The sequence below is a fragment of the Paraburkholderia bannensis genome, assembly GCF_014200455.1.
Taxonomy (GTDB): domain Bacteria; phylum Pseudomonadota; class Gammaproteobacteria; order Burkholderiales; family Burkholderiaceae; genus Paraburkholderia; species Paraburkholderia bannensis_A.
Map to the genome: position 1 here is coordinate 1 of NZ_JACHBW010000029.1, position 15,250 is coordinate 15,250.

A 15,250-nucleotide genomic window follows, 5' to 3' on the forward strand; every position below is an offset into this window, starting at 1 on the left:
GCGGGAGTTCGGGCGCTAGCATGCCGAGTGTCTCGATTGGAGACACTGGCACGGCCGGTAGCCGAGATCTCGGAGATGTGAGTGAGCACAAGGTTTGCCCCACTTGGAGCCACCGCGGCAGCCCGAGTAGTTCTGGGTAAGCCTGTCTCCACTGGAGACACAGAGATAGGCGCGCGAGTTCGGGCGCTAGCATGCAGTGTCTCCATTGGAGACACTGGCACGGCCGGTAGCCGAGATCTCGGAGACGTGAGTGAGCACAAGGTTTGCTCGACTTGGAAGCACCGAGGCGGCTGCGAGTAGTTCTAGGTAAGCCGGTGTGTGCCTCCACTGGAGACACCGGCACTTCTGGTAGGTGGGAGCACGCCAGCGACGATCCGTTTGGGAAAAGGGAGTGTCTCTATCGGAGCCCCGATTTCTGAGATGCCGACGTGGGGCACGCTGCGCGGTCCCAATCGGTCCGCCCGGAAATCGCGGCTACCGAGTTCCCAAGTCCGGGCAAATCCCGGAGTTTCGTGACTAAGCCCGGGACAATCCCGGAGTTCACAAGCTCAGTCGGGGTAAATCCCGGAGTTACGGGATCGTATGCCACTAGATGTCGCGCTTTCGATTCACTAGAGTTTTTCTCGGACACATTTGCCTCGTCGCTGTGAGTTTTACTTTGAACTACGGACAAACATCGCGCTAACCTCGTCCATCATCCGCCGCTTCTCGGTCTGAAGGTAGATCGACGTGGTCTGTATTGAGCGATGGCCCAGCAGCCGCTGGACGACATCGATCGGTTCGTCATTGGCGGCGGCCACGTGCCGAACGTGTGCCGAAGGGCCTGCGACGTAATCTGCGCTAGCTGCGCGTGCGTCGCGGGCGAGAGGGCATCGAGCTCGGCGAGCAGGCGCGTTCGTAGCCATTCGACGAGCCGGTAGAGATGATTGGATTCGTAGGGCATGCGTATCGCGACATCGTGCTTGCATCGCGCCGCGGCCGTATTAGGGATCACCAGCGGGGCGATGAGCGGGCCGGTGACGGACGGCGCATCGAAGTCGTCGCCGCGGTCGAGCCAGTGCACGCGAAGCGCACGGACGGTTTCCGCGCTGACCGGCACCGTCCGCTCGCGGCTACGCTTTCCCAACACCGTCATTGCCCAGACCTCCAGTCCGTCGTCGGCCGGGTACGGCTGCAGACACTCCCGGCGGGCACCGGCCGCCTCCTCGCGCCGCAGCCCTGAGTCCCCCATCAGCAGCATCAACGCCTGTACGATGCGTCAGCGCTGGTTGCCGGCCACCGCGCCCCGTCGCTGGACGTGGGTGCGCCCATCGGCCCAGAGCTGCCCGGTGAGGGCGCGCTCGATCTGGATTTCGCCCTCGCGCCGGATCGTTCCGGGGTCTCGCCCGCCTTTCCAGAGATTCCCCGCGAGATAGCGCGTGTCCACGGGCTAGGCGAAAGCCGCGCGCAGAACGCGAACGGCGTAGAGACGCGATTCGGGGCTCAGGTCTTCGCCGGGGAACGGGCGGCACAGGCGCGAGGTGCGCGGCGTGGCGCGCACGCACCCACGAACGACGGCGAGGTCTGTTCCAGGAAATCCGTCTAGGCCTCACACTCGTTGACCAGCAGCGAACTGAGCGCTGTGCCCCGTACCGTCACGGTCCAGAGCAGGAACCGCTCGATCTCCCTGGTGGATGCCCGCAGCGTACTCGGGCGGTCGCGGTAAAGATGCAGCCAGGCCCGCACGGCGCCCTAGTCGTTGTGCGCGTGGATGTAGGGCAAAGCCGGGGAGCGGTTCAGGCCACCGCAGCCGTCGAGGACCTCGCGAAGTGCGATGCGCTCAGCGGCGCGAGCAACCTGACCGGTCCACCTACCGCGACGATTGCGGCATCGTCATCTACCAGCCCAGTACGCCACGAGTTCGCCGACGGTCGCCACGCCGCGCCGCCTGAGATAGCGCGCACCATCGGCCGGAACCACATGCCGATCCCGTGGCCGGCCCCGGGCCGGGAGACCGCCAGACGCGGCGTCCTCCACCATCTTCAGCCACGCGGCGGTCAGCCGCGCGCTGCCGTGCCTGCGGATCGATGCCTTCAGACGGTCGGCGAGCACGGGCGAGCCGTGTGCGATCGCCAGCCCCACGAGCGTCGCCAGCATGTCGCGCAGGCAGCGCTCCATCGCACCGGGCGTCGCGGCATGCGGATCGTCGTTCTGGCTGAAGTAGGTGCGGTCGATCATCGCCGGGGCAGCCGCTGCACGGCGGCGCGCAGGGCGGCGAAGTCCTTTGGGGAGTACCTGCACTGGAGATCCAGCTTTTCAGGCATCACGACCTCGGTCAATTGCTGCAACTAACACTCTGCGAAGTCGGCAACAGGCGGGCGCCTGACGGCGCCAAGGCTGGCAGGAAGGGGGACGTAGGGGCGCCGGGCGCGCACGCAGGACCAGAATGGCCGGGGGAGTGAAGATCAAACGCAAGCATAATAATAGCGATTATCCTGCCTGGGGATGTTCGCAAACCTTCTGAAACCTGCGTGAACCGCCCACGCAAGCAAGGACGAAAATCATCTGACGGGCGTCCGCCCGCCGTCATGCCGCGCACGCTGCGCTTCATCAAGGTCGTCTCAATCGACGCATCCCGCAGGGTGGCACGTACAGTCTTCAGCTCCGCCCCTCCAGCCTGCGCAGTGCAACTCGTTAGCCTGAGTGGAGCGATCGGAGTCTAGCGTGTCGGCGGCGGATAGAAAGACGCGGCGCAGGATACGGCAGCTTGACATACCAAAGAACAGCATTGCGTCGCAGAAACGGGGGGCCTGGCTTCCAGTGCTTCGGCGCGAGTGGCGCACGGCGCTCCCGACGGTATCGGGAAACCCAGGCGGAGCGGCCCATTGATTTCGCTATGCCAAGTCGGATCGTATGGGCGCTCGGGACGGTTGCCGCGAGGGTGGCTCAGTCACAGCATATCGGCAGCGGTCCGTGAAACAATAGGGGTCGCGTGGCGGACACACCTAAGCCACGGATTTTTAACGATAACCGTATGTTTTGCGGGGAATGTTTCACGGCCCGACCCCTCACGCACGTTGCCACACTCACCTAGATTGCTATCCCGGCGCCCGGACGTCGCGCAAAAGCCTTCGATGTACCGTTCTATACGTATTTTGTAATGAGCTCGATCAAGTCAGAATCGCGTGCTCTAAGGGTCATGGTTAGTCTTTTCGGCTCCTTTGCCTTGGCGGCGAGGGCTACCGCAGTGCGGGACGGCAACTTCCGGACAACGGACGCCTGAATATGGATGTTTCATGTCCGCCCAGAGGACCCCGGCGCGCCGAGCGAGGTGACATCGACGATCGGCCGGCCAACGCCCGTGCCCGTGAAGTCGCAGTGCTTGCCTGCTGCAGGATCAAGTGGCGGTGGCGGCCGTCCCGAAACCGGCGTTCGACAGGGAGGTAGGCGCGACGCGTGCCCTGAAATTCGATGATCCCGCGACTGGCGAGAAATGGTCGCGAGACAGTCCGTGCCTGAGGTCGCTCGCGGGCGAACGCCTCTAGCATGCTGCGATCGAACGGCTGCCGCTGCAGCCATGGGACCCGGCCGACGGGGCAGGGATTTCAGGTCCTGAATCGAAGGTGAGAGAAATTGCGCGCGCCCCCTCGCATGTCGAAGGGTTCCTACTGAGCCAGCTTTCCAGCCAGGCGGACCATTTCCCGGATCCGACTACCGACTTCGCCGCTGCCTATGCAGAGAGTGCGGCAGGGACGATCGCCGGTCGCTTCGAACGCACAGTCTCGGCAATACCGCCAGGGCCATGCATCGGCGTGGATCCCGCGGGCGAAAGTGTTGCTGGCCTCACGCGGGGCCACACCAAAGTGCGGCCGTTGTTGAATCTCGAACGGATCCGCTTCAGTGCGAATATACCCTGCAACGGGAAAGCGGGATCATCCGGAAAGTTCAGGGAGAGAGTGACCATGAGTGCCAAGAAAACAGGGATCGGCCCGCGATGGTCGGGCCGCCGTGCGCGTGCTGTCCGGATGCTCGCTGCCGGGATGGGCATCGCACGCGTTGCGTCCGCACTGGGACTGAGTCCGGTCACCGCGCGGCGCTATGAGCGTGCTTTCGCCATGGGTGGTACCGACGCACTGACGGGGCTGGGCGATGTCGGGCGCCGCTCGCGGCTGAGCGCCGGGGCGCTCGCAACATTGATTCAAGCCGTGAGGCGCCCGCCGGCCGCGGTGGGTTTTGCCGACGAGTGCTGGACCGGTGCGCTGGTTCGGCTCTTCATCGAGCGGGAATTCCAGATCACGTACTCTGCATCGCATATCAATCGCCTGATTCGCGATCATGGTCTCCAGCACTGGATAGGTCCGTCCCGTAAACCAGCTCTCTAGCATGCAACAGTAGGGCATGCCGGGCGACGGGTAGCGCAGTGACCAAACCACGACCTGTCTCCCTGACGGGTGTCGCATCATGACCGACGATGCGGCGGGCCTGACGAAAGCGGTCCAGCGTGTTTCTTGCGAAGGAATTCTCAGGAGGGTGTGTGCAGCGCTTCATGCTTGAGCCTTTTCATCACCGTCTGTGTTTTCCCGTCGCGTCGTTTCCTGTGACGGCGGAAGCTTGCCGCGCGATCCTGTCAGACTTTGTTGAGGCGTATTCTTGTCTGGAACAGTTTGGCCGGACGTTGATTCCAGGCGACGTTGCACGCAACGCCCACGACGCAATAGCGGGGACCCAGGACTTTGTGCCTAGATATTTCGTAGTGCGACTGATTGATGACGGCCGCATCAAATGCCCATACCTATCCCGCTCGGTGCGTATTTCGGGGAAGTTGAACGCCCGTTTCGGTGAAGTCAACAGGCCAGGAGGGAAGTGCTGCGTAGTGCTTAGATTGTACTGTGCGTGTTCGAGATCAGGCTGCCTTATCCGACCAGCCAGAGCGGAGTACTTGAAAGGCTCGAGAGCGAGCAGCTGATTCGGCGTACAGGAGCAACGTGGACCATCTTCAACCTCGGGGCAATTCTTCTTGCCAAACAGCTTGACTCCTTTCCCTTGTCTGTCTCCAGAAAAGCGTTCCGGCTGGTCGTGTACGAAGGAACCGGCAAGGTTGAGACCAAGCTGGATCAGATCGGAAAGAAAGGGTATGCATTGGGCTTTGAAGGGCTACTGTCCATGCTGCACGGTCTGGCGCCGAAAAATCATATCGTCGAGCAGGCGCTACGGGAAGAAGTCCGAATGTTCCCGAAGCAGGCGCTTCGAGAGCTGATTGCGAACGCTCTTGTGCATCAGGATTACTCGTTGACCGGTATGTCGGTCATGATTGAGATGTTAGCGACCGTGTCGAGATCTCGAATCCGGGCGTCCCGCCTATTCCTCCTGAGCGGTTCATTGACGAGTATCGTTCACGCAACGAGAGACTCGCAGATTTGATGCGCCGCATGCGGATCTGTGAGGAAAAGGGAAGCGGCATCGACAAGGTGATCTCGGCATCTGAGCTTTACCAACTGCCGGCACCCGATTTTCGCGTAGGTGACGTGCGCACAACGTCGGTGATGTTTGCGCACAAAGACTTCAAGGACATGAGTAAGTCTGACCGTATCCGGGCATGCTATCAGCACTGCGTGCTCGAATATGTGAACAACCGGCGTATGTCCAATCAGAGTCTGCGTGAACGCTTCGGCCTGCCTTCGTCGAAAGTCGAGGTTGTTTCAGTGATCATCAACCAGACAATCGAGGCCGGAAAGATCAAGCTCGACGATTCCGAGTCCACTTCCCGGCGGTATGCGCGATATGTCCCCTATTTGTGGGTGAGGCGGTCTGTTTATCTAAACGCAAAGCGATATCGCTCGGATCGTGCGGAAATTATCTTTACAAATCAATGATTTCCAATCTAAACGCAAAATGGCGTTACAGCATTCTGCGATACCGTATTGGCATCCCATCGCTATTTGGGGTCTAATCGTGTATTGCGACACGCACCGTAGTCACTCACCAGGTGGCGTGATTCGAATATTGTGCGAGCAACCCTCGGCTCCGACCAGCACCAACGCCTGCGCCCATCACTCGCGTTTGTGGAACATCAAGATGACCGTATCGCCGCCGGCTGAATTCATGGGGCGTGCTGCGTGCAAACCGCGGAATGTTGGTGACAACCGAAGCTCGCTCCGGCGCGGCGGCTGCCGCGCGGGATATGTCCGAAACGGTCGATCGCCTCGGGAAGGCGCAGTAACTGCATGACGCATTGAAAAAGATTGCGCAGCAGAGCGAGGCACAGGACGCAGACGGTCATCAGACCGACATCGTCAACACCATCGCAGCGCAGAACGAACAGATCAAGGGCGCGAGCGCGAGCAGCAACAATACGTTTCCGGAGTTGTCGGAGCCTCATCTGGTGATCGACGTCAAGGCGGGGGGTGAAATCACGACACCCGCGACCATTCACGTCGCGTCCCAGCAGGCGGCGATTACGACGGAAGGTCATATCGGCATTGCAAGCGGACGCAGCTTCTTTGCGACGGTGCGTGCACGCTTCGCCTTTTCGCGCAGACCGGTCCGATGCATCTGGTATCGGCTGCGGGCGATATCGTCGTGAATGCGATGACGAAGTCCATTGTCGCGCGGGCGCAGAAACAGATCCCGCTGGAAAGCGAGGAGATCCTGCTGCGCGCCCGCAAATTCCGCGTCGAAGTCAACGGGAGCTTCCTGAATCTCGATGCAAGTGGGGTGGTGAGCGGTACGACGGGCAAATTTACCGCGTATGCGGCAGCGCATGAGTTGCCTGGACCGAAAGACCAGATGGTGGATCTCTCGCCGAAGAAAGTCTGTATCGAATGCATTCTCAAGGCAGCGCGTAGCGGCGCAGCCCTGGTGCCGCGTTGAGCGGTAGCGTCATCATGGGCGACCGACTCTTCCGTTCTAGGCTAAGCGTGATCCACATCGTCGCCGTCGCTGCCGTCCTTGGCCTCGGAGCGTGCGATAAGCATCCGGGGCCGACGGCGCAACCGCTTCATCTGTCGGATCTGCCGAGGCACGTCGATACGATCGGTGCGAGTACCCAGACCTTGAACTATTCGCCATGGTACATCCACGAATGGGGTTTTCAAGGCCCGGATGGATCAGGGTTGCAGGGCGGTGGCCCCAACGTCATGCCAGCAGACGCGGACGGCAAGCCATCTGGTGGCGGAGCTCAAACCTGCTGCAGCGACATCCCGCCTGTGTGGCAGCCAGACCTGACGCTGACGGTGCGCTGGCTGGTTGACAAGAAACAGAACGGCAAGACCCCGGGATACTGGTACAAAGCGGAAAACGTTCGCATTCCAAAGTATGGTCGAGACATGGGGGGATTATGGGCAGTCTTCTTGCCGGGTGACCGCATTCGGATCATGGTGGCCGATGGCCAGAAGGGAGACGCAAACGACCCGGACATCCGCCCCGCGGATAACGATCCCTATGTCGTTCAGGGCAAGGTGGATCAGGAGTGGAACCGGCTATACCGGGACGGAGCAAGTACGCAATGAGCCTCCGTTTGACAGACCGATTTTCCCGTTACGTGCGAAGTGCGATTCATGTTGTTTCCTTTGCTACTGTTTCGTACTCAACCGGTCGACGGCGCCGACGAGCAGCGACCCCGATGTGCATCTGGAGTCGTGCTCGGCCCGTCATTCTTATCGCGACGTGACGACGCTGTCGAATCAGAAAATCACATAGATCTTGCGTAGCGTTTCATCGATCTGCCAAAGTCCTTCGGTATTGGCTTCGAAGAACATCGTGTCGCCGCCTTTGAAGCGGAGCGTCGCTTCGCCGTCGGGCGTGAAACTGCCCGAGCCTGCGAGAAAATGCATGACTTCCGCTTCCTTCACTGAACGCCGGTAGGTGCCGGGCGAACATTCGAAAACGCCCGTGTCGATGGCTTCCGCGCCGGCAATCACCACCTGACGGCCGGTTACGCGCGCCGGTTCGGTGCCGGGCAGGCCCGCCGTGCCCCAATCTTCGAGCCCCGCGAGTTGTACGGATTGCTGGATCTGCTGCACTTTCATTGCATGAATTCCTGTTGACGTGGGGTGTGATCAAGGCGTTGTTCGATGCGACCGAGCCGCACCACGGTGACGCCGGGCCGCAACTGACGCAGCGACGGCATGACGAGCATGCAGTCGTCATACGGCGTGCGCACCGGTTCGCCGTTCGACCAGCCGATCACAGCGCCCGCCGTGTCGAAGGTTTCCAGGCCCGTATAGTGGTCTGCGAAACGAAAATCCATGCTGCTTGCCACCACCGGCTCCGTCACGCGCACCACCGTCATCTGCGCAGGCAAGGGCGTGAGCCAGCCGGCGGGCAGATCGCTCGCGTCGACCACGCCGGCATGCAGCAGAAAGCGCGCGGTGCTGTCGCGCGCGACGTCCACGGAGCGCTTTTCCCAATGTTGTCCGCACTCGATCAGCAGCGCGTTCTTTGCGCTGAGCGGGTCGCCGAAGCCTTCATAGTCGCGCATGCGGCGGCCTTCGGGATGACCCGCGTCGCAGATCACGGTGGCGGGCGAGCCAAGCTGCGCGGCAAGCGCGATGCCCTTGTCGAGCGGTCCGGCGACGATCAGCGGCGCGCTCTTCTCATGCATCGAATGCAGATCGAGCAGCAGATCGACGCTATCGATCACGGCTCGCATTGCACGCGCGCGGTCGAGTTCGGCTGAACGCTTTGCGGTATCGTCGAGCGTCGCCGCAGTCCAGACACGGTTGAAATCCTGATCGACGAAGCGCGCCTTGTCTGGCTGTGCGGCATCGAAGCGTGCGTAAGCGTCGACATTGGCGAAAGCCAGCGTGAGGCGGCCGTGTCGCGGGCGCAGTTGTGCGCGCAACAATTGATCGACGACGATCGCACCACACACTTCGTTGCCATGCGTGAGCGCATTGACCATCACGTGCGGTCCCGGCAGCCCCGAGTCGAACGTATGCACATAGGCGACGCCGCCAGTGCCTTCGGCGTGAGCGGAGATATCGGGGAATGCGACTTCAATCGGATAGGCGTCCATGCTCATGCGAGACCTCCCTGGCACAGATATTTAATCGACAGATAATCGTCGAGACCGTATCGGGAACCTTCACGGCCGTAGCCGGATTCCTTGACGCCGCCAAACGGCGCGGCCTCGGACGCGAGCGCACCCTCGTTGATGCCGACGATGCCGGCTTCCAGCGCCGCACTCACGCGCTCGATGCGGCGCAGATCCTGGCTGTAGAAATAGGCGGCCAGACCAAATGGTGTGTCGTTGGCCATTGTGACGGCTTCGTCTTCCTGATCGAATGCGAAAAGCGGCACGACCGGGCCGAAGGTTTCCTCGCCGCACAGCGCCATCTCGCGCGATGCGTGGCCGAGCACGGTAGGCGCGTAATAGTGCGGGCCAAGCGCTTCGAGACGCTTGCCGCCCACCAGCACGGTTGCGCCATGTTCGACGGCATCGTCGACGTGACGCGCGATCTTGTCGACGGCGCGCGCGTTGATCATCGGCCCAATTTGCGAGACGGGATCGCTCGCGGGGCCCACGCGCAGTTCCGCCACGCGTGCGCACAGTCGCGCGGCGAAGGTCTCGTAGACGTCGCGCTGCACATAAACGCGGTTCGGGCACACGCAGGTCTGGCCGCCGTTGCGAAACTTGGCGGCGAGCAGGCCTTCGACGGCCGCGTCCAGATCGGCGTCGTCGAACACGATGAAGGGCGCATTGCCGCCGAGTTCGAGCGAGAGCTTTTTGAGCGTGCCCGCCGATTCGCGCGCGAGATGCTTGCCCACCTGCGTCGATCCCGTGAAGGTGATCTTGCGCACGCGTGAATCGGCCAGCCACGCATCGACCGTGTGCGGCGTGGCTTCGCGCGAGGCGGTCACCAGATTGAGCACGCCGGGCGGCACACCCGCATCATGCGCGAGTTGCACGAGTGCGAGGGCGGTGAGCGGCGTGTCTTCAGCCGGCTTGGCGACGACCGTGCAGCCTGCCGCAAGCGCGGGCGCAATCTTGCGGGCGATCATGGCGAGCGGGAAATTCCACGGCGTGATCGCGGCAACCACGCCCACCGGTTCCTTCACGGTGCTCATGCGCTTGCCGCGTTGCTGCGTGGGGATCACATCGCCGTAGATCCGGGTGGCTTCGTCGGCGAACCAGGCGACATAGGATGCGCCATAGGCGACTTCGCCGCGCGCTTCCGCGAGCGGCTTGCCCTGTTCGAGCGAGATCAAGGCGCCTAGCGCCGCCTCGTTCGCGACGATGGCCGCATGCCAGCGGCGCAGGATCGCGGCGCGTTCCTTCGGCAGCGTCGCGCGCCAGGCGGGGAAGGCCCGCGAGGCGGCGTCGGCGGCCGCGCGCGCATCGGCCGCGCCGCTTTGTGCGACTTCGGCAAGGGTGCGGCCCGTGGCGGGGTCGGTGACGGCGAAGCGCTCGCCGCTCTGCGAGGCGAGCCATTGGCCGCCGATGAAATTGTCCGTGCGAATCAACGCGCGGGCCGAGGCTTCGAGGTCGAGACTCATGCGACGTGCTTCCGGGAGAATATCCGAGGGATGACCCGTGTAAATCGGGTTGAACAGGATGCTGAGGATGACTAGTAACCTAGTTGGCGATCGATGAGGCCGATCATTGGCTCGCCTGCGCAATGGCGCCGCAGGTTATCGAGCAGGCTGTCGACCGCCGTGTCGGGGCGCGTCGCACTGGCAATATGCGGCGTGATGCGCACGCGCGGCTGGGTCCATAGCGGATGATCGGGCGGCAATGGCTCGGGGTCGGTCACGTCCAGCACGGCACTGCGAAGCTGGCCGCGTGCCAGCGCATCGAGCAGATCGTCGGCCACCAGTTGCGGACCGCGTCCAACGTGCACGAGCGACGCGCCGGTGGGCAGGGCGTCGAACACGCGACGCGCGAGCAGTCCACGGGTGGCGTCGGTGAGCGGCAGCAGGCAGATCAGCACGTCGGTGCGTGCGAGAAAGGTCTCGAATTCGTCCGCGCCCGCGTAGCAGCGCACGCCTTCCAACGTATGCGCGGAGCGGCTCCAGCCCGCACAATCGAAACCGAAAATCCGCAGACGCTCCAGCACCGCGACGCCGAGCATACCCAGTCCGAGCACGCCCACGCGGCGCGCGCTCGCCGGCGTAAGCGGCAACGGCTTCCATGCGCGCGCCTGCTGCGCTAGCGCGTAATCGAACAGATCGCGGTGAATCGCCAGCACGGCTTCGCTCACGTATTCGAGCATGCCTTCGACGATGCCAGGCTCGATCATGCGCACGACCGGCAGATGCGCGGGCACGCTCGCCAGATCGAGCTGATCCACGCCTGCGCCCACCGAGAACACGGCTTCCAGATTGGGCAGCGTTTGCACGAGATCGCCGGGATGCCACGCGACCAGATAGCGGATCAGCGCCGGATCGCCGATGTCGGGCCACACGCGAAACGGCACATCGGGCGCACGCTGCGCAAACAGCGCGGACCATTGCGCGCCGCGCACCGGATCGGCCTTGTAGAGCACGGTCATGGTGCGTCAGGCCATCGCCTGGTTGATGATGCCGTACGCGCGCCAGGCCGCGTCGGGCGTGCCGCTGTGTTCCGCGGCGCTGGCGTTGCGCACCATCTTGACGACTGAATCGACGGGTAGCAGGCCGACCGTGGGCAACCACGTTTCGATGCCAGCGTCGCCAGGCAAGTCGAGCCGGACAAAGTCGCCCACGTGCTGGGCGAGCCAGTGTGAGACCAGCGCTTTCGCGCGCACGTGATCCGGCGACGGCGCGGCAACCAGCGGCCCGATGGCATAGCCGCGGCCGAAGCGCCGCGCGAGCGCGAAGCCGGTGATCTCGCCATCGCATTCGAGCACGACGCCGCCTTGTGCGACCTCGAGCAGGGCGGGCAGCGTGATGCTGCGATCGAGACCGCAGCCGCGCGATGCCAGCTCGATCAGCACGGGCAGATCGGCAGGCGTGATCTCGCGCAGCGTTTCGCCTTGCGGCAGCGTCACGGCGGGCGCCTGCTCGACATTGCCCTGGTGCTGCGTGAGCGCGCCGCAGGCCGCGAAGCCGAGCTTTTCGTACAGGGGCTGGCCGGCGGGGGTGGCGTGCAGAAAGGTGACACGATCGCCGAGTTCTTCGAGCACGAGCTCCATCAGCTTGCGACCGATGCCGCGTCCCTGCTGATCGGGCGATACGATCACCATACCTAGCGTCGCGCGGTCCACGCCGAATTTCCAGCACAGCGCGGTGCCGATCACGACGCCGTTCTCCTCGGCAACGAAACCCGCGCCGGCATCGAAGGCGAAGCGCCAGTCGTCCGGGCGATGCGGCCAGCGCACCGCAGCGGACAGGCCATGCGCGGCGTCGATATCATCGGTGCTGAAACGGCGATAGTGAAGGTCGTGAAGCTCGGGCGTGACGGCGGATTCGGACACAACGGACTCCTGTAAGACGGCTTATGGACGGCATGTTCAGATTCGACTGTCGCATGAGCCGTGCGGGCTTCATAGGACGATCTTCCTGTCTTGCGCCAGCACAAGCGGCGAGCGCACGACTTTTTATTGTTCATCGCAATCCAGCAAGTTTCAATATAATGATTGTCATTGTGCGCCCATGCGATGTCGCGCACGGGACGCGCTGCGCTATCGCCATGCACCGAAATCGTGCGCATGCGACGGGGCCCGAACCGGTTTCGCGCGTCCGGCACCGAATACAACAGGAAACACATGCGAACCCAGTCCAGCAAGAAAGTCGCCGCGCTGCCGAGCCATGCCGATGTCGGCGCTCGCCTGCGCGCGCTGCGCAATGCGCGCGGTCTGTCCGTCAATGAACTCGCGTTGCGCGCGGGGGTGTCGGTCGGCACCGTGAGCCAGGTCGAGCGCAACAAGGCCAATCCTTCCGTGCGCATTCTGGAGCGGCTGCGCCAGGCGCTCGACGTGCCATTGAGTGCGCTGCTGGAAGAGGACGACGCGCCATCCGATCCACTGACCGGCGATTTCGTGCGCCGCTCGGCTGAACGGCCGCTATTCGAGGTGGGCAGGAACGGCATGCAGAAGGAACTGCTTTCGCCGCACGGCGAGCACGATCTGCAGATGATGGTCATCATGCTGCCGGCCGGCTCAGGGTCGGAAGAAGTGCTGGTGGGTGTGGGTGAAAAATGCGGTGTCGTGATGGAGGGTACGGTGATTCTGAACGTGGGCGCCCAGCGTGCCGAATTGCGCGCGGGCGACAGCTTCCAGTTCAAAAGTACCGTTCCGCATAGCGTGAAAAATGAAAGCAGCAAGACGGCGCGGCTGCTGTGGATTATGAACACAAGGCCGCCCGTCATTCATCTTTGAGTCTTCCGGCGGCGCCTGGAATGAACACCATCGGCGCCGCTTCACGCTTTGCTCCTCGCTGTCTCGCGTTCTGATCCCCTTGCAGTAAGCCCCGCCTTTGCGTGAGAGCTAGCGCGGCACTTCGCCGCTAGCTGCGCCTTTTCCCTTGCCTGTATTGCCTTTCAACGGGGACGCAGTGCCGACACGCCGCCGTATCGGCGCCATTTTTCATAGCTTACCGGTTCGCCTTGGCCCGATTCTCGCGTAAGCCATCACCATTAAAAGCTTTTCGCAGATTTATTTTTGATCACTAGCCAGGCATTTCCTGTTCACTATAATGAAATTCATCGCGTGGTTGTTCATTTTGCCGCTGCGGCGGCGAAACACCACGAGTTGAAGCGGCCACGCTGCGCGCGCCATGCATCACGCGCGCTGCTGTGCCGATGTAACCGGGTTTTCGAACAGGCTGAGCATGACTACTCCGTCTCTGGATTTCGATCCGTCCGCAATCAAGCTGCCGCAAGGTCATTTTATTGGCGGTGCGTACTATCAGATCGATGAAGCGCCGATCGCCGTGCACCGTCCCTCGGACGGCCGTCTACTCGGTTATGTGCCTGACGGCTCGGCGCAGACCGTGGATTACGCGGTCTCCAACGCATTGCAGGCGTGGAAGACGAGCGGCTGGGGCACGCGTTCGCCGCGTGAACGCGCACGGGTGCTGAACCGCTGGGCGCAGCTGATTGATGAGCATGTCGTCGGGCTGGCGCAGCTCGAAGCAGTCAGCTCCACGCGTCCGGTTGCGGAGGCTTACGCATCGGACGTGCCGTTCACGGCCGAAGCCATCCGCTTTTTCGCCGAACTCGCCGACAAGCTGGGCGGTGATATCGCAGCGACGCGTCACGGCAGCCTGGGTTTCGTTGCTTCGGAGCCCTATGGAGTGATTGGCGCAATCACGCCGTGGAATTTCCCGCTCTCGATGTGTTCGTGGAAATGTGGTCCGGCGCTTGCAGCCGGTAACGCTGTCGTGCTGAAGGCCTCGGAAATGACGCCGTTTTCTACGCTGCGTCTTGCCGAACTCGCGATCGAGGCGGGTATGCCGCCCGGCATTTTCAATGTCGTGAACGGTCGCGGCGCGACCACGGGGTCTGCCATCACGCGGCACCCCGATATTTCGAAGGTCAGCTTCACGGGATCGACCCGCACCGGCGCGGCGATCATGAGCGAGGCGGCGTTTCACGGCACCAAGCCGGTCACGCTCGAACTCGGCGGCAAGAGTCCGCAGCTCGTGTTCGCCCAGGTGCCCGATCTCGCGCATACGGCGCGCTGCGTGGCGCGCGGCTTTACGGCGAACGGTGGCCAGGCCTGTGTGGCCGGCACGCGCCTCATCGTCCACAAGCGGATCGCCGAAGCGCTGATCGACGCCGTGCAACGCGAACTGGTGGATATCGCGCCCGGCGCGATGTGGTCGAGCCAGACGCGTTACTCGCCGATCATCAGCGGCGCGCAGGCGAAGCGCATTGAAACACTGGTCGAGGAAAGCCGGGCGCAGGGTGCGGAAGTGCTGTGCGGCGGCGGCTTTTTCGAAGGGACCGAAGGCGGCTGGTTTTATCGCCCGACATTGCTCGCCAAAGTGACCGACGACACGCCCGCGGTGCGCGAGGAACTGTTCGGCCCGGTGCTCACCGTGCAGACCTTCGATGACGAAGAGGAGGGCATCGCGCTGGCCGCGCATCCCACCTACGGTCTCGCGGCAGGTGTGCATACCCGCGATATCGGCCAGGCCATGCGCGCCATGCGGCGCATCGCGGCGGGCACGGTATGGATCAACCGCTATGGCCGCAGCGGCGACATGATCATCCCGACCGGCGGCTTCAAGCAGTCGGGTATCGGCAAGGATCTCGGACGCCAGGCGCTCGAAGCCAGCATGCGTCACAAGAGTGTGCTGATCGATTTCGATTTCGATATCGCCTGAGCGCTGTTTCAACTTTGCTGTA

Annotated in this window: 15 protein-coding genes and 1 pseudogene; 8 read left to right on the forward strand and 8 right to left on the reverse strand. The window is 62.8% G+C overall.

The genetic code is table 11. The features are described 5' to 3' along the window. Window positions 1-694: 694 nt before the first annotated feature. From F4827_RS35640 to F4827_RS35650, 3 genes are all read right to left on the reverse strand, one after another. Entirely contained in the window at window positions 695-1,243 is a 549-nt protein-coding gene (locus F4827_RS35640; protein ID WP_260175508.1) for a hypothetical protein, read from the reverse strand. A gap of 15 nt (window positions 1,244-1,258) precedes the next feature. Then, entirely contained in the window at window positions 1,259-1,426 is a 168-nt protein-coding gene (locus F4827_RS35645; RefSeq protein WP_260175509.1) for a hypothetical protein, read from the reverse strand. A 446-nt stretch (window positions 1,427-1,872) separates the two neighbouring features. Next, window positions 1,873-2,280 (reverse strand): hypothetical protein, encoded by a 408-nt coding sequence (locus tag F4827_RS35650; protein ID WP_260175510.1) that lies wholly within the window; start codon window positions 2,278-2,280, stop codon window positions 1,873-1,875. 1,661 nt (window positions 2,281-3,941) lie between these two features. On the opposite strand from F4827_RS35650, the gene F4827_RS31670 reads away from it, so the two are divergent. The 6 genes and pseudogenes from F4827_RS31670 (at window position 3,942) to F4827_RS31685 (ending at window position 7,487) form a co-directional block, all read left to right on the forward strand. Further along, entirely contained in the window at window positions 3,942-4,361 is a 420-nt protein-coding gene (locus F4827_RS31670) for a winged helix-turn-helix domain-containing protein (RefSeq protein WP_183732149.1), read from the forward strand. A 511-nt stretch (window positions 4,362-4,872) separates the two neighbouring features. Continuing rightward, window positions 4,873-5,400, forward strand: a complete 528-nt coding sequence (locus F4827_RS34995; RefSeq protein WP_221303891.1) for a hypothetical protein — start codon at window positions 4,873-4,875, stop codon at window positions 5,398-5,400. Then, window positions 5,358-5,852, forward strand: coding sequence for an ATP-binding protein (locus tag F4827_RS35000; protein WP_311675033.1), 495 nt, complete (start codon window positions 5,358-5,360; stop codon window positions 5,850-5,852). Before F4827_RS34995 ends, F4827_RS35000 begins: the two co-directional genes overlap by 43 nt. Window positions 5,853-6,109: 257 nt before the next feature. Beyond that, complete coding sequence (locus F4827_RS35655) at window positions 6,110-6,199, forward strand: hypothetical protein (RefSeq protein WP_260175511.1); 90 nt, start codon at window positions 6,110-6,112, stop codon at window positions 6,197-6,199. Between the two features lie 162 nt (window positions 6,200-6,361). Then, a pseudogene (locus F4827_RS31680) lies at window positions 6,362-6,849 on the forward strand (DUF2345 domain-containing protein). A 47-nt stretch (window positions 6,850-6,896) separates the two neighbouring features. Further along, the gene (locus F4827_RS31685) at window positions 6,897-7,487 is read left to right on the forward strand and encodes a DUF3304 domain-containing protein (RefSeq protein WP_311675012.1); all 591 of its coding nucleotides are present in this window, start codon (window positions 6,897-6,899) and stop codon (window positions 7,485-7,487) included. Between the two features lie 174 nt (window positions 7,488-7,661). Here F4827_RS31685 and F4827_RS31690 read toward each other — a convergent pair whose 3' ends face one another. From F4827_RS31690 to F4827_RS31710, 5 genes are all read right to left on the reverse strand, one after another. Next, window positions 7,662-8,006: a cupin domain-containing protein gene (locus tag F4827_RS31690; protein ID WP_183732154.1), complete on the reverse strand. Its 345-nt coding sequence runs from the start codon at window positions 8,004-8,006 to the stop codon at window positions 7,662-7,664. Next, window positions 8,003-8,995 carry a M14 family metallopeptidase gene (locus F4827_RS31695; protein ID WP_183732300.1) on the reverse strand — a complete coding sequence of 331 codons (993 nt, stop codon included), beginning with the start codon at window positions 8,993-8,995 and terminating at the stop codon, window positions 8,003-8,005. The genes F4827_RS31690 and F4827_RS31695 overlap by 4 nt, the downstream gene beginning before the upstream one ends. 2 nt (window positions 8,996-8,997) lie before the next feature. Continuing rightward, the gene (locus tag F4827_RS31700) at window positions 8,998-10,476 is read right to left on the reverse strand and encodes an NAD-dependent succinate-semialdehyde dehydrogenase (protein ID WP_183732157.1); all 1,479 of its coding nucleotides are present in this window, start codon (window positions 10,474-10,476) and stop codon (window positions 8,998-9,000) included. Window positions 10,477-10,547: 71 nt separating this feature from the next. Continuing rightward, window positions 10,548-11,471, reverse strand: a complete 924-nt coding sequence (locus tag F4827_RS31705; protein ID WP_183732160.1) for a glyoxylate/hydroxypyruvate reductase A — start codon at window positions 11,469-11,471, stop codon at window positions 10,548-10,550. A gap of 6 nt (window positions 11,472-11,477) precedes the next feature. Continuing rightward, window positions 11,478-12,374, reverse strand: a complete 897-nt coding sequence (locus F4827_RS31710; protein WP_183732163.1) for a GNAT family N-acetyltransferase — start codon at window positions 12,372-12,374, stop codon at window positions 11,478-11,480. Between the two features lie 291 nt (window positions 12,375-12,665). Between F4827_RS31710 and F4827_RS31715 the strand changes: the two genes are divergently transcribed. After that, window positions 12,666-13,277, forward strand: coding sequence for a helix-turn-helix domain-containing protein (locus F4827_RS31715; RefSeq protein WP_183732166.1), 612 nt, complete (start codon window positions 12,666-12,668; stop codon window positions 13,275-13,277). 451 nt (window positions 13,278-13,728) lie between these two features. Then, on the forward strand, window positions 13,729-15,228 hold the full coding sequence (locus F4827_RS31720; RefSeq protein ID WP_183732169.1) for an aldehyde dehydrogenase: 1,500 nt from the start codon (window positions 13,729-13,731) through the stop codon (window positions 15,226-15,228). Window positions 15,229-15,250 lie beyond the last annotated feature (22 nt).